Genomic DNA, 15910 nt, shown 5'->3' on the forward strand with positions numbered 1-15910 from the left:
ATCACATCAATTTATACCGTCCTCCTGTTTTTCCCATACTCTCTTTTTACACCGGCCACAATATCTTGAAGTTGAATTTCATTACTTTGTCTACTTATTGCTTTTAATGAGCATAGCTGAATTACATTGATAATCACCCCGCCAGATATTTCATATTTCTCAGCGATTTCTTCAAGGTCAATTTGTTCAGATAATCGAGCTGATTTTGAAAACCCATTTTTCCAAAGAAGATAACGCTCATCTTTACCAGGTAAAGGAAAATGAATCATTGACTGAAACCTCCTCATAAATGCTTCATCAATATTTGTCTTTAGATTTGAAGCTAATATCACAAGGCCGTTATAATCTTCTATTCTTTGTAGTAAATATGAAACTTGTTGATTGGCGTATCGATCATGTGCATCTTTTGTGCTCGTTCTATTTCCAAAGAGAGCATCAGCTTCATCAAAGAATAATATCCATTCTTTATTTTCGGCACGATCAAACACCTTTGCAAGATTCTTTTCGGTTTCACCTATATATTTGGAAACCATCTGAGAAAGATCGATACGATAGACATCCCGACCTGTTTTCTTTCCTAACAATGCTGCTGTCAGCGTTTTGCCAGTACCTGGAGGCCCATAAAATAAAGTCCTGTAGCCAGGCTTGACCATTTTACCCATATCCCATTGATTTAGTAAAACATGATGATGCTCAATCCAGCTTTCAATTTCTGCTAATTGTTCTTCAGCTTGAGGCGTTAGTACAACATCAGACCACTCCATTCTGGTTGAAAGTAGTTTAGCAGGAAACTCTGAACTAAAACCAGGTTTTCTATCCTCTCCCAGAGTAAATAAATCCAATATTTCCCGAGATATGATTAATGATCCACTTAAAGCGGGTTCTCCTTTAGCCGTTTCCTCTAACCACAAAATACTCTCTTTTGCTAGTAACTGTGAACCGTCAAATACTTTCTGTAATGCAAATCTTTTAGACAAATCATTTCCGGCCAGAATAAACATTGCCGTTTCACCAGTAGGAAGAAACCCTAAATGGGTATTTCCTTTTCTCCCTCCAAATTCAGTATATATTTGATTGGTGTTTTCATTCTTCACCAGAAATATATCGAGAAGCTCTGGCTTTATATGAGGAGTTAAAGACAATATCAGTAAAAACCTTTCTTCAAAACCAAGCTTATGCTTCTTAATAAATTTAGCATATTCTGATTTGCTGTTATTGAATAGGGGAGGATTTATTTCGTAAACACTTTTATATTTACATTCTTGTTTTGAGTTAAGTAATGATCTGGTTTTAAGAATCTCCTTAAACCAATCCAGCTCTTTTTGCAGATCATTTGCATTATATTTTAAGGCTTCATTTACCATTTTACATGTATTACATTTTCATTCCAAGGCAACCTAATCACTGAAATAGGCCAATTCAATCTATCAAGTAAAATATCAATAGCAATTCGCTCAATATGAACCATCCACCCATTAACATCTTTTTTAAGTAACCCCGGGCGGCGTAAGAAGCTTTTTTGCAAACCTGATGGAGATGTATTTTTAAGAACAGGCCAGTTTCGAATTACTGACTGAAGTAAATTGTTACATTCAATGGATTCTTCTTCTGTGGGTTCAAATTCTGTAGAAACAAATTCTGATGGATTCAATCCACATAAAAGTTTAAAGATTACCCATTGATGCTCCTCAGCCTCAATTTCTCCATTTACCAAAAAATGTAACAACTGTACTGCCCTTTCCTGAGATGACCGATCATTAAACTCTCCTTTTTTCATCAATTTCAACTCACTAAAAAACATTGGCAGGTAAGTCCAAAGTAGAACACTTCCTGCATTTGCTAATTCTATTGACTCATCTTCTTGAAGGTTAAACTTGATCGATAAGTAGTTTCCTTCATACTCCTCTGAGATTTTAACTCCCGAATTTCTTCCAACTAGTTGGTTTATGGCGATTTTATTAGAAACCCTAACGTTGTCATCTATAAATTCATTAAAAACCTTTACCAGAGAACTATTGGCGCCAGTTTTTTCAACTAGCATATTTTGGAACTTATGCACTTCAGAAAATGTATACCCAAGTTTCTTAATAACACTAATTACGACTCCTTCTATATCAATTAATACAGAAGAATTAGATGATCTAATGACACAATTGTTTATTACACCATTAAAAAACTCTCTCTTTAAATTGATCCTGTCATCAAGTTTTTGAAAATCTTTTATCAGACCTTGTAAATCATATTCATTATTTGGATCAAATATTTGTATAAGAAGCGTAGTTGGACACACATCTACTATTCTTCTATGACTTTGTTTGTTAACCAGTAAGGAATTCAAGCGTTTTGTAAACCTACTCAAAGATTGGTCATGCAGTTCCCGATAAAGCTGCTCTATTCCTTTACTCACATCAAAATCTAATGTAGAAGACCACCAAGGTAATACACCAAATTCAAGAAAGTAAATAATGGTATCGTAAAGAGAAGTAGAACTTCTTGAAATTGAAGACACACCTTCAGGAAACGTTTGATGATTTGAACTACTGGTTTTATTGACTAATGTCAAACTTTCAGAAGCTACTTTCAAAATTTCTTCTTTAAACTTCTTCACCAATCCTTGTGTTACCCCTCTTCTAAGACTTGATGAAGTAATCTTATCAATATCGATTTCTATTTTATTGATTCGAATAAGTTCATTTTCAGCACATAATTCATCACAAGCTTTTTCAAAAGCAGGTAAGACTGTATCCTTATAGTATGAAGAAAATTCTTTCTGCCAACGTAAACCCTCTTCCTTATCAGATACTTTTAAGTCAATTACTTGTCTGTGGATTATATGATTACTCTGAGTCATTATTTAATATTCAAATACCTTTTCACGCTTTCTCTGTAATCATTATTAACATAACCTTCAGAATTCTTAAGCCAGTTTTGAATGGTTTCTTTAACATTCAACTCTTCATTATCATTAATTAGAGACCCCGTTTCCTTTAAGACATCTTTACTGGTGTCAGTAAGGTTATCCGGTTGTATAAATGCTAACCTTTCGATATAGGCTTTGGTCATGTTTTGCAATGCCTCAGCATGTAATTCTTTCTCCTCTCCACTGCTATTTTCCCAGCCTTTTACCAGCTCATTTCTAATGCTGTTATACTCATTGTTAAGTTTCACAACACTGATATCTTTAGCATCTGAAATTTCCTCGATAATTTCATTGGCTTTAGTTATTGCAGTAACCTCAGTTCCTCCAAGCCTTTCTTTAATCTTTTTAGCTTCAAGTTTATAATCACCCATTCTGGAAGAATAGTAGTCTTCTATTTTCTTAGCTTCCGGAGATTTAGGGTCTATTTCAATAGCCTTGAACATGCGATCATACTTGATATTAATTTTTGAGGAAGCCTTTATTATGAAATTAGCTGACTGTGATTGTTTGTCAGACACATCAATGGATTGTTCTTCAGATAAATAACCATTATAAGAAGCTCTAACTATATATTTGCCTGATGAAACTCCGTCTATAGAGTAAGATCCATCTCTTTTTGTAGTGCCTGCATATTTTGGTTTCCCTTTCCTTAGTTTAAAGGTTTCACTACCGTAAATTTCAATATTCGCCCCTGGGAGAGATATTTCCTTATTTTCATCTGTCACCCCTTTAACAGTACCTTTGATAGATCCTTCCCCGGAATCAGACTCAAAAATGATATTAGCAACTTTATTAGGCTGATTAACATTAACAGAAGTTTCTCTTTTTAGATTTCCGAACTGTGTACTTATTTTAAAAGTACCATAAGGCACTTCAGTAAAAATAAAATCTCCAGTTGCTTTAGTTGTTGCTTTTCTTCCTAATTCATCAATACTTACAACTATTCCCGGAACCGGTCTATTACCATTAGGCGTTCTTTCTAGTACCGTTCCGGTAATAACACCTACGCTAAGCTGTGGTTGTAATTGAAAATCAATAGTATTTTCACCATTTACAATTGATACGCTCTTGCGGTCTACACCAAAACGAGGGTGAATTGCTTCCATCTCAAATGTTGCTGCGGGTGCATTTGGAATTTCATAGATGCCATCATCATTTGTGGTGGCAACTAAATCAGTACCTGATACAGAAACTTTAGCATCGAAAACGTTAAATAGATTTCCACTTGCATCAGCTGCTGTCACCCTTCCTGTTATCGAAGCCTGAGCATCTCTAACAATTGGAATGAAAATGGTAATTTTATCTTTTCCTACTTGTTCATTTCTTGTAACATCTGTTACCTGATACTCGAACTCATCAATTAGAATATAACTTTCAGTTAGTTTCTTTTCCTCCTCTATCAGTTTTGGCTCTACAGTATAATTTAATATCTGACTTAATTTAGTTGGATCGGGATAATATACTTTTTCAGTAAACTCCACATTACCCAATTTAGGGTTTGTTAAAAGAGAAACTTTATAGACAGAAGGATCATAAAGATTATTTAACACTCGTTTTTGCAAAACCCTGTAAGCGTTAAGTTTCTTATCTTCAAAACCAACGACACCACAAATAGGCGTAACCAACGGGTCTAAGGTTAGCGGCGTATGAGGTAAGTTACTACAATCATCACAACAGATAAATGGTAGTGTAAAATCAGCGACAACGGTGCCTTCCATTGCATTTATCACCTTGATCATTTGCTCCGCATCAGGCATTTTAATCTCTAAACCTTGTTCACTATTACCCAATAATGGTTGCTTAGCTAATGTTTCTAGTAATTGAATTGTCTTTTCATCTATTTTACCAAAATCTCTTTGAATTGCCTGATATACTAGAATAAAGGTATCTCCGGGAGCTACTCCTGCCTTATGTTCCATACCCGGGTGATCTTTCTGAAAGTTTGAAAACTCCAATGACTTAGCCAACAGATCTATTCTTTCCTGAAGCGTATCGTATAAGGTTCTGATTGTGATGTATGGATAAATAGCCAGAAATTTGATTACATCAAACAATAAGCACATGATCAACAGAATAATTATCACCCTGACCATCAAGACATTACTAGTAGCTCTTGTACTTAAAAACTTCATCAATTCAATGTATACTCTCATCGCACATTTATACTTTGACAGCCATTCCTCCATTGAAAAGTCCTTAAAATCTACTGGCATAGCCTGAATCAAGCCCAATAAGCAATTATTCAGATCAGAAAACAGTCCGCTGAGGGAAGTATCTTCTGCAGAACGAACAGATACTGAACGCTTAACCTTCGCTCTTTTAGATGCTCCTGCCAGTTTAATTTCAGCTTCAAAAACTTTTTTGCTCAGATTATTAAAATCCAGTTTCTCTTCAGAGATGTTAGCAAAATTCTGCATATCAAAAAGACTACCAGCAAATGAAGAAATATCAGACTTACTTTTTTCCGATGACTTTTTCTTATTTGACATTTCATCAAAAGTGGCACTATACTCCTTTCTATTGAGCACAACCTCTTCAACAGATTTGTTTGCCCTTACCAGGTTGTTTAAAACTAGTAGTAGCTTATTCCTCCAAATAGAATAATCAGGTTGTAAATCGGCAATCAGACAATCAGGAATACTTCCCTTTTCTTGTAATTCACCAAAATGAATTGCCTTAACATCAAACGAAAGGTTCCATTTTGACTTTGCTTCTAATATTTGTGATTTTACCTCCTCTACACTTTTAGCCAGAATGCCTTCTATCCTCAAAAAGTTAAATTGATCCAATTCAAATCCTAAAGGTGTACTTATCGGATGTTCAGGGTCTTTATCGAATTCATGATTATCATAAGATAACTGCTTTGGAAAATCAGACTCATAACACCTTCTATAAACTTCAAAATTCCATGTATTTTCAAGTGTACTTAGATTATCAAATTCACTTTCCTTTTTAGAATCATAGTATATTGGAATGGTTCGTTGTGAGAGTGTTCCTTTCTTTTCACATGAAGGAGTAATTTTTAAAGGCCATTCTACTGGTTTCACTAGTCTATCCAGATCAAAGCTTTCAATTATCAGTACCATCCTTTTATGCAAAAACCGCACTTTTTCAACAAGGTCCTTTTGTCCGCTTATAATTGGAGAGCCAACAAATTCATTTCTGTATTTTAAAGGAATACACACATCTTCTTCAGAGCCACAAGCTTCTCCTAACATTAAATGCTTCGGAAAACGATCCATATCCGGGCAGCATACTGATGATAACTCGAAGGATACATCTCTAAATTCATTATATGCCAATCCAAGATCTTTTACAAAATCGTACAGATACTGAACACCATAAATTGGTTCTTCCATTGCCAGAAAAGCAGAAACGTAATCTATGATTTTAGATATTTTGTCTGTTACCACTGATGAAGTAAATGGATTTTCCCCATAGACTTCAGATAACACCGGCTCATAAATATCATATGTTTGAGATAGCATTGGAAGAAATGAATCAGAAGCTAAGGCACCTAAATACCTAACTCCCATTTCATAATAATTATCAACTTCACTATCCATCAAAGGTCTTTTCCAGAGATAAGGCGGTAATAAATTCTTTTCCGGATAAGATGCATCTGATTTACCCCCTTCAATTAGTGGCCAAACCAAATTTTCAAGTTGATCTTTACTAATTAATAGTTTTCTGAGAGTGAAGATTCTGTCTATACCTAATTCATCACAGCTTTTACCCAGGCATGATTTCAAATCTTTATCAAAGCATTCAAGATACAGGACAACAACTTTATCACTCAGGAAGCTTTCATCAAGATCAGTAACTACCTCCTCTGGTTGAGTCAGTGCTGTTTCTGTTAACAACTCATATAGTTTCAGGTCTTCATGTTCAAACGGAGGGTAGCTAACGGTATCAGGTAAAACATACTCACGATACCTGGTCGTAGGGCAATTTCCTATACCTATTAAAAATCCTTCTGAAGTGACTCCAACCCCTTTTGAAATCGTAAGCGTGGATTTTGAATCTTCTGTTTTGCAGCTTAACTTCATACCACATACTATTCCCATTCCTATCAGGGCTACTCTGGTAAGTCTGTTTTGTTGATCCAGATATTTTATAATTTGATTTAGCTGACCACTTGTTAGTACCTGGCTATCCTCAAATACGGGGTAATTATTGATAATCGTACTCATCACATCATGTGTTAAATGTACCTAAAACTGAGTTGTTTAATATTATTACTCCTTCCAGAGTGTCATCCTCTTCACAGCTATGAAGTTTACCTGTAGGGTACACATTTCTAATTCTGGTAAGAATGTCTATAAATTCTGTTAATGCATTTGAAAGTTTGGCTTTATCTGGTTCGTCCTTGCCAATTTCAACAAGCCATCTTTTATATTTTTCTTCGAACTCACTCATATGCTCACAGCTAATCCAACAAATATTCAACATCACATGAGCCGGAGTTTCAAGTCGGATGGTCTTATTCATATATTTTCGGAAGTCAAGATTAATAAACCTTCCCGGCCAATAAGGCAGAACTACACTGGCGACGAAAGAATAAGGATCTTTCTGCTTACAAGATTCGCAATCCTGATCGAGATGAATTGGCAAAAGGCTATCTTGAACTAACTCTTCAATTCTATCAAAAGTAACTTCAATACTTCCTGCATTATCAATAACTGAACTCACCAAATAGCGCCTGTCATTGATAGAATCTTGAGAATCTTTTATTAGAATTTTATTTCCTTCCTGAAGGTTTAAAGCATCACTATCACTAATTATGATTTTATTGTCCGCAGAAACTACATTATCTATTGATGCCTTTTTGATATATACCAGATCCCCATTTAAATGAGGCGAATCCGGCAGGTCGAAGGCAATTGGTGTTTCATCAATTTTGGTTGAGATAACAGTATCTGTACCATCAAAAGCAATGCTACTTACTTTGTACTGACCATCATTAAAACTACCTCCAGTAATATTAATAATGCTTGTTACTGCCATCTCGCTAGTTATATCTCCTGCCACTTTAATTTGGCTATCTTCTACACTGGCACTTACAATAGGAACTATTTTTTGAAAATACAGATCTCCCTGTGGAATCAATCCTTCCTGAAGAGTCTCGCCCTCAGGAATAATAAAAAGCATTTCGTTAACTCTTGGTCTCAGAAGAACATGTTCAATAACATGCATACCTTCATGGTAAAAGAAAGTGCCTTCGATAAAATCAATCAATTCCTGGATAGCCTCTTCATCGGCCATGCCTTTTATGATAAAGGATGAAGCTGTTATACCTGTAATTTCAAATTGCTTGCTATAAGTAATTTCACCCGGATCTTCGGAGTCTGAGATAGGTTCTTTAATACCAATTAATGTTCCGGCACCTCCAGCCTCTAAAGATAATATGGTATAATCAGCATCGTTACTGGTAGAATTTGTAATACTTATTTTTTCGCCTACCTTAACTAAACCGGTAATATCATTACCTATTTCAATTATCCTGTTGTCGAGATCTAAAGATTCAATGGCAAAACTTTCAGTCCAGGAAAGCATTCCATCATATTCCAGAGGAGCTAAAGCTCCGTCAATTTCTATTTCAACTGTTGCTCCATCTGCAGTTGCTCCAATCACATCATAAGTACCGTCATGATGGGTTGAACCCGATACTTCAACTTGTCCGGAGGTTAAGTTAGCAGCCTCATCAGCAACGGCATCGTTAAAATCATTTGCTATACTTAATCCAATATTTTCTCCATACCTGTCATGAATTGAAAAATGGTATGATCCGGATGAGTCAAAAGTGTAATGCCCTCTACTCGATCCATTATTAATCACATCCCATAGAGCCTGATGCGCATATTCTTCTCCTTTTTCTAAAACTTCGGCTTCAGTGTCTCCAACTTCAGCAGGTCTGGTTATGCTTCCTTCCAATAATGCATTTTCTGAAGTAAAACCAAATGACTTGGAATAAAGAGTATAATTAATTGTAAATGTTGGAGGTTCAGGGTCTACCGGAGTCATATCTGCCACCACTTCGTATTCAAAATAATTTAGAATCGGGCAACTTAGATTTTTTCGGTTTGACTGTGGGTTTGTAAAATATTCTCGCTCTAAAACTTCAACCAGGGTATCAATATCATCCTCTGCTTCATCAGTGCCAGCTACATCATTTGTATATGTTTTAACTGATACTCCCAATTGCTCTTCTTTACATTTAAGATCAAAAACCAGATCCCCATCTTTCTCAAATATTTCAAAATTTTCAGAGTTAACACCACTAATCAAAAGCAATTCAAAAGCTTCTTTAACTTCATTTTCTGTGTCAAAAAGAGCCGTTTCAAGTAAAACATTGGCACTATCGTCTTCAATCTGACCTTTAAACTGTAACCCATCAGGAATTACTTTGAAATTATTGGTAAAAGCCAACTTATCTATCGGCCATGGTTCAATACCCGTTAGTAAAGAAACTCTGTTTTCAAGACCTGAAACATTATCAACATGCCAGTTTTTACACTCATCCATGTAGTTAAACCCCTTTCCTCTGCTTTTACTTAAATCAGGGTAATCATTTAAAAACTTAAGCTTGTCTTCAATTAATTCTTCCGGTGCTTTTGATCCTGAAATTTTATAAGATAAAAGAGCATAGTCTGTAAAAGTTTCTGCAAATCGAGCGAGTAAATGATCCAGAAATTTATTTCTTCTGGTCTCGTATAACTTTTGGTCTTCAACTATTTCCTGAAGTTTTACCACGTGCCCCGACTTATCAACATACAGTGGATCAGCATTAGGAATAATATCAAATAAGGGTTGAGAAAAATAGGTCTTATCAATAAGGTAATTGCCAAATTTATCTTTCTCACCATTCATTGAGAACAAATCCTTAACATGGGAAAGTTGCGATGTATAATTTGCCAATAACTGATCAAAAAAGAGCAGAAACCCTTTCAGCTGTTTTACTTCTGTTTTTTTAATAACCTTTCCGGTATCATCAAGTGCTTCAAGCCCGGGAATACCTTTTGAGCCTACTCCATAAGACTGAGGAAATTCTTCTTGCACACTTATATACGCTTCAAGATCTTTAAACTCCCCCTTTGGAATTGGAATATCCATCTTAGGATAATGTATTTTTTGAGGTCGACTGTTATCTTCTAGCGCTTCAATTATATTTCGAACCTCTATTCTATTTGCGTGATAGGGTAACTGATCTTTAAAGAAAGTTATTTTTGAATCATCCAGATTAAGTCTTGGCACATAGTTTTCTTCCATAGCTAGCTCTAAACACCACTTAACGCTTTTTGATGGAATATTATCTGTGTTATCTAATGCTCTATTAGCAATCTGAATACTATTGACAGCCAAAACTCCCTCCACATCCATAATTATTCTAATCAAATCAGAAACATGAATGCATTTAATTCTTTCAGCCCTGTTTAATTCATCATCATCTATAAATCCATGCTTTAATAGAGGGCCTTCAAATACCTTGTCCACTGTTAAGCAAAGAGTATCATCAATGGTCCCTCTGAAGATATATGCCCCTTCATTAAACTCATTAGTCAGAATATCTTCATAAACCTGAATATCGGTGAATTCCGGATTCTCTTTGTTTTTTCCAATACAGGAGACAGTATATTCTCCATCAAGCTCACCAGCATTCAAAAGTGTTATTATGTCATCCTGATTAATATCTTCTTCTAGTGCCTGATTAATTGTAAAAGTTTTTTTGAAACGTTTTATTTCGCCAACTTCATATTTGATTTGGTTTCTGCATTTATTAAGCATTTCTTCCAAAGTATAGAAGTTTACTTGTGGAGAGAGGAATTTCGAAATTTCATAATAAATATTGGCTTCGACAGTTTCTACATCTGCAGTTGGATCAATCTCAATATCGGTACAAAGTAAGATCTCCTCGACTTTAAGTGCATTGAACTTGTAGTAATCATCACACAGACTTCTGTTTGCATGTAGTGTATCAAAGACCTCACTTACTATTTCATGAATTTTATTTACCTTTTGAACATATAACTGCACCAATCCTTCAATAGGATCATACACAAATTCATTTACCTTATCGATGATTTGAGATAGCCCGTCAATTGCACTGATTGTGCCTCCAATTTCTTTATTCCCAGTTAGAATGACCTCATTCTTATTACTAATGGAGGTATTAAGAGTATAATTATCAGGAAGGTCAAAGATTTTTACTGTTACATTAATTATGTTGGCCTGAACACTGGTTAAGTCCTCCCAATTAACCTCAGCATTATCCCATCTTGGAAATTCTATTTTTATATTGAACCTGACTCCCTGAATATTCGGGTCTGGCAAATGTTCAAAAATGACAAGATCTTTATCAATGGTATTTGAATTCAAATCCCCATAAGTATCGCAAGAATCAAACTCTAACAGCACATCATAAAGCGCATTAACATAATAGCTATCCTGCTCAGGCACTAATGGAACCGGATCAAGCGATAATTTGCTTTTACTATTATTTACAAAAATTTCATGCTCAGCAACCGGTGATCTGCTAATCCATGCATTTTTTACGCCTGCATACTTACAGTCTCCATCAATTTCGTCCACCACTTCTACATCCATCATCAGCTTTCGGTAATCATTTTTAGTTACCGGACAATTTGGCAGGATCTTACCCGCTGTGTAGAAATTCTTTATATCAAAAGTATCTGTTAGCTTCTGAGCCAGAATATCCTTTATATCATAATTAACTCTGAACCCAATATCCGTAATAACATAACTAATAGCCTCTAGCATGGTAATCCCCGGATCATGGGAATTGTAATCCGTCCAGAGCTTACCTGCCAACTCCTGAATATGCTTGATACCTGTTTCACGCAATAGTTCATATTGCATACTTTTTAATTCAGGGGCTTTTTTTGATATGGTTTGAGATTTTTCTATCATTAGCTCAGATCTATAAAATCGGTTTCAGTTGGTTCTTCAATTGAGGTTATTTCCGGGTAGCAAGAGCAATCGTCTGCAGTTGCTATTTGAGCTGTACTTGCTACTTCATTATCAGGGCAGTCACAACAATCGACAGAAGTATCAATCTGTAATATTTCATGTTCATCTGCTGAACCTAAAATTGAAACAGCAGTAGTGGCTATAGCCTCATCAATATCTTTGGTTGGATCATTTTCCGGATCAAGAGGAACAATATGATACATCTTGAAGCAGGAGAGATAATCAACATATGAGCGCTCTTCAATAAAATTGATGATCACAGATTTATGTATTTTACCTCCAAAGGTTATATCTGCAGGACAATGAGACGACCACGGAGAAAGAAATTCTCTTAGTTCTTGTTCTAGTCTGTTTGTATAAAACCCGATCTCACTGCTGAAAAACTTTACTTTAAATGATACTTTAATTTCTTCATAGATTGGATTTTCAACATGAATCAATGCACTCATTGGGTTAAGAGCATCGATGTATTCATTAATGCTATCTAAGGTTGCCAGACTAGTCATTGGTCTTAATGGGTCAACAGCATTTTTATTTTGCACATTCGAAACTACTACCAGAGTTACATGCCCTGGAGCCATTTCTGAATAATTGACTAATGTTCCTTCAAACCTCGTATGATTAATACATTTAACTTTATATACTGAAGGAAACTGTTGCAAAATCATATGTTCATAATCCCATATGGTAATTGCCCTGTTTTTATGCCTTAACCGCTCACTGACCCGGGTATAGTAATCCCTGCTTTCTTCCATTACCTTTCCGCCAAATGATGCATATGGCTGTTCCAGCTTATCAATTGCACTATTAGATTTTAATAGTTTTTTAATCGAGTCTGCAGGTAGCGGAATTCTCAGGTGGTCAGGATCATTATTATTATCTTCAAATTTCACCATTACAGCCTGTGCACGTATATCAATCAGCTTACTTATTGCATCAGATTGTTCGGTAACCGAAGCTTTAAGCCAGAAGTACTCTGAGGGTAAGAGCGTATTATTTTTAGAAGCTTCTTCAGGTATCGCAAACTGAATAATTCCCGATGTTAACAATCCATTTGTACTATCAGAAAGAATCGTTTTTTTATCAAATGGAACCCAATCGTTATTAGATAAAATTGCCCAATCCACCTCTTGAATATCTCGTTGAGGATTGGCGCTTCCTTCAGATACTTGAAATAAAAGAGATAATGATTGTGGGGGAACTAAATCACTAATTCCAATATACAAATTGCCTTCATCATTAAATTGAGGCAATAAATTTACCGTAGATGACTTTTTAATAACTTCTTTCACTCCAAAAGGCTCATGATAGAAGAATTGCTCTGAGTTTTCTAAGCTTGCATTTTCATTATCAAAACTAAAACTAACATTTGATTCATATTCCAATGAAAGCTCTTGTAATGAAGGGGTATATGGAGTGTTGGGTAGTTGGGCCCAAGCGGCTGAACTTTCTTTAGCCAGTTCTATAGCCTGCTTTGCATACGCATTAGGGAACTTTGAATGACCAAAGTCTACACTTTTTAATGTAACTCTTATAAAACCCTTTTGAGTATTTATATCATACTCTTCAAAATCGTTTAACTTTTTATCTCTAGAAATTGCACTCAACTTAGATGCATCTATAGTATTAATTAAGCTATATGATCCGGCAGATGGAAGTCCATTGGCATCACCAACTGCATTTCCATTAGAGTATGTAAATAAATTAGTTTGGTTTCCACTTAGGAGGCTAACCCATGTCTTTTTATCCAATGCTTTAATATCAATTTTAAAGCTGGTATTTTTTCTTGAAGTTGAAGGGACTGGATCGGTAGAGGATGAAGGTATCGAATCATAATTAGTATAATAATTCCCAAATGTCCCTGATGGCAAATCGTTCCATTGAAATTTGACTTTAAGTAATGAAAGCTGCTTTTGAAATACCTCCCAGCTTCCAATATAAAATTTACTACCTACATAAGGTCTGTTACCAAAAGGAACAAAAGGTTTTGAAGGATCAAGAACTGAAAAATCATTTTGAAGAATCAAATCTTTTACTCCGGTGACATGAACATTAATATTTACACTCTGTGGTGTTAATCCTTTTAATAATTTGTAGACAAAAGGATCATGATTTTTTTCATTATTCAACAATACCTGAATAACAGGCCACTGAGTTTTATAGGGTTGAATTAAAGTTTCTTCATCATATGCAACTACGGCAGGCAAATTCTCCTTTAAGGTACGTTTAAGAATTATTTTATTGCCATCAGACTGCGTATCAAGCGCATTTTCAGCTACAGCTTCAAGCCATTCTTCTTCACCACTTAATTTAACTTTGAAATGATCATTTTGTAATGCTCCTGAAAGGCCAATATTTGAAGAAAAAGTCAGTTCAATAGTAATCACTCTTTCGCCTTCTGCCAAAAACAATATTGGTGATGCAAATGCAAAGCCTATTTCAGGTTGTAATCTATCGGCAGTAAAAACACCACCCGCTTCACTGAAAACAGGCTCACCAAATGTCTTCCAACTCAATTCCTCATTCTCAATTTTCGCACCTTCACCATCAGATGAGTTTGCGATGGAAGAAGCATATAATCTGTTATCGTTTTGAAGACCAGGAAGGTCATCATTCAGACGATCATGGATATTAGCAAAAACCGCCTTTAAATCAGTGACCTTAGCTTTATTTATTACTATATCATCGATAACTTCATAAATACGCTCAACACCAGTATCATCTTTACCTGCTTTTAGCTTAGTACCTGCCTTTATCAAATAATCTTTTACATTCTTAGCCAAGTGAAAAATCACTGCTGCTTTATCAGGTACTGCCGGATTTTCTTTTAACTGAAGGACATCACGATAATAAAAATCTAAATGACGTTTGGTTAAGGTATTTAAATCGTCCTGAGCAATTTTAAAGACATATAAAAAACCAAAAAATAAAGCTAAATGAACTTGTGTATCTTTTTGAATTTTAAGCTTATTAAGGTATTGGTCTAAATCAAATTGATCCCATTCTTCATCTGTAATCTGGAAAAATATATCCCAGGTATCTTTCATTACTGTTGCAGTAATGTTGTCATACTCATAGTATTGAATCTCTTCTCCTAACTCATAAACAAACCGGATCAAATCTTTCATACTTCGCTCATCCACATCTACGTAGGAAGGCAATAAAGTTTTAAGCAAGCGCTGTTGCTGACTCACTCCATCCCTAACTAGAGGATTTTTAGAAAGACAGCTCTGTTGGCTATCTCCAGTTTCAGTTTGTGTATTACCCGATGTACAAAAATCACTCATTGTTTAATATTTGTTCCTTCACTTTCATAGAAAGGAATTACCAGATTTGACCTTGTATTGGTTGATATAATTGTATACTCAATGCTTACTTCTAAAAAGCCGTTCAACTCTTCTTGAACAGGAGTAATCTTTTCGACAAAAACACGTGGTTCATTAATTAGAATAGCTTTTTTTAGCTCTTCTGCTACCAGAGTACCTGTTGAAACATCCAGTGGTTCAAAGATTAAATCCCTGACATTAGTTCCATAATTTGGTCTCATTACCCGTTCACCACGAATTGTTGAAAGCAGTATGATCAAACTCTCTTTTATATCTTTTTCAAATTCACTTAATTCAGCTCCCAGATATCCCTTTTTAAATGATACCGGAAATCTCCATCCACGACCTAAAAATTCTTTTCCTTGAGCCATATTAACTTTATTTTAACCTATTAAAACAGTGGGTTCTCCAACCGCTGACATTGCGCCACATCCACAAGTATCTGTTGTTCTTATTGCAGGTTTCCCACCTATTAAGACAGAGGTACTTCCTGAAGAAAATGGCGAAGGCGGATGAGGTCCTGCTGTAGGAGGAGGTATTACACAAACATGCATGTCACCTGCAACTACTGCTGGCATTCCTCCGATAAGTACTGTTGGCTCACCCGGGCCAATAATTGTCCCGCCGTGAGTAGTTGTATCTGTGACTTTTGCTGCTGCAGGCATAATTCCTAACT

The 15910-nt window shown here is 35.4% G+C and carries 7 protein-coding genes; all 7 read right to left on the reverse strand.

The genetic code is table 11. The features are described 5' to 3' along the window. Window positions 1-11: 11 nt before the first annotated feature. From HH304_RS14785 to HH304_RS14815, 7 genes are read right to left on the reverse strand one after another with little or no spacing between them, the layout of a single operon-like run. On the reverse strand, window positions 12-1364 hold the full coding sequence (locus HH304_RS14785; RefSeq protein ID WP_169683007.1) for an ATP-binding protein: 1353 nt from the start codon (window positions 1362-1364) through the stop codon (window positions 12-14). Further along, the gene (locus HH304_RS14790; protein WP_169683009.1) at window positions 1358-2851 is read right to left on the reverse strand and encodes a contractile injection system tape measure protein; all 1494 of its coding nucleotides are present in this window, start codon (window positions 2849-2851) and stop codon (window positions 1358-1360) included. Before HH304_RS14790 ends, HH304_RS14785 begins: the two co-directional genes overlap by 7 nt. Next, the gene (locus HH304_RS14795; RefSeq protein ID WP_169683011.1) at window positions 2851-7113 is read right to left on the reverse strand and encodes an MSCRAMM family protein; all 4263 of its coding nucleotides are present in this window, start codon (window positions 7111-7113) and stop codon (window positions 2851-2853) included. Before HH304_RS14795 ends, HH304_RS14790 begins: the two co-directional genes overlap by 1 nt. Before the next feature lie 4 nt (window positions 7114-7117). Then, a complete protein-coding gene (locus HH304_RS14800) occupies window positions 7118-11848 on the reverse strand; it encodes a hypothetical protein (RefSeq protein WP_169683013.1) in 4731 nt (1576 codons plus the stop codon). Next, on the reverse strand, window positions 11848-15195 hold the full coding sequence (locus HH304_RS14805; protein WP_169683015.1) for a baseplate J/gp47 family protein: 3348 nt from the start codon (window positions 15193-15195) through the stop codon (window positions 11848-11850). Before HH304_RS14805 ends, HH304_RS14800 begins: the two co-directional genes overlap by 1 nt. Continuing rightward, on the reverse strand, window positions 15192-15605 hold the full coding sequence (locus HH304_RS14810; protein ID WP_169683016.1) for a GPW/gp25 family protein: 414 nt from the start codon (window positions 15603-15605) through the stop codon (window positions 15192-15194). Before HH304_RS14810 ends, HH304_RS14805 begins: the two co-directional genes overlap by 4 nt. A gap of 12 nt (window positions 15606-15617) precedes the next feature. Further along, window positions 15618-15899, reverse strand: a complete 282-nt coding sequence (locus HH304_RS14815) for a PAAR domain-containing protein (protein ID WP_169683018.1) — start codon at window positions 15897-15899, stop codon at window positions 15618-15620. Window positions 15900-15910: the final 11 nt, after the last annotated feature.

It is taken from the genome of Marinigracilibium pacificum, assembly GCF_012926615.1.
GTDB lineage: Bacteria > Bacteroidota > Bacteroidia > Cytophagales > Cyclobacteriaceae > Mangrovivirga > Mangrovivirga pacifica.

Excerpts from the sequence above, each read along its gene's own strand:
- HH304_RS14785 (WP_169683007.1), bottom strand. The coding sequence starts at position 1,364 with ATGGTAAATGAAGCCTTAAAATATAATGCAAATGATCTGCAAAAAGAG.
- HH304_RS14790 (WP_169683009.1), bottom strand. The coding sequence starts at position 2,851 with ATGACTCAGAGTAATCATATAATCCACAGACAAGTAATTGACTTAAAA.
- HH304_RS14795 (WP_169683011.1), bottom strand. The coding sequence starts at position 7,113 with ATGAGTACGATTATCAATAATTACCCCGTATTTGAGGATAGCCAGGTA.
- HH304_RS14800 (WP_169683013.1), bottom strand. The coding sequence starts at position 11,848 with ATGATAGAAAAATCTCAAACCATATCAAAAAAAGCCCCTGAATTAAAA.
- HH304_RS14805 (WP_169683015.1), bottom strand. The coding sequence starts at position 15,195 with ATGAGTGATTTTTGTACATCGGGTAATACACAAACTGAAACTGGAGAT.
- HH304_RS14810 (WP_169683016.1), bottom strand. The coding sequence starts at position 15,605 with ATGGCTCAAGGAAAAGAATTTTTAGGTCGTGGATGGAGATTTCCGGTA.
- HH304_RS14815 (WP_169683018.1), bottom strand. The coding sequence starts at position 15,899 with ATGCCTGCAGCAGCAAAAGTCACAGATACAACTACTCACGGCGGGACA.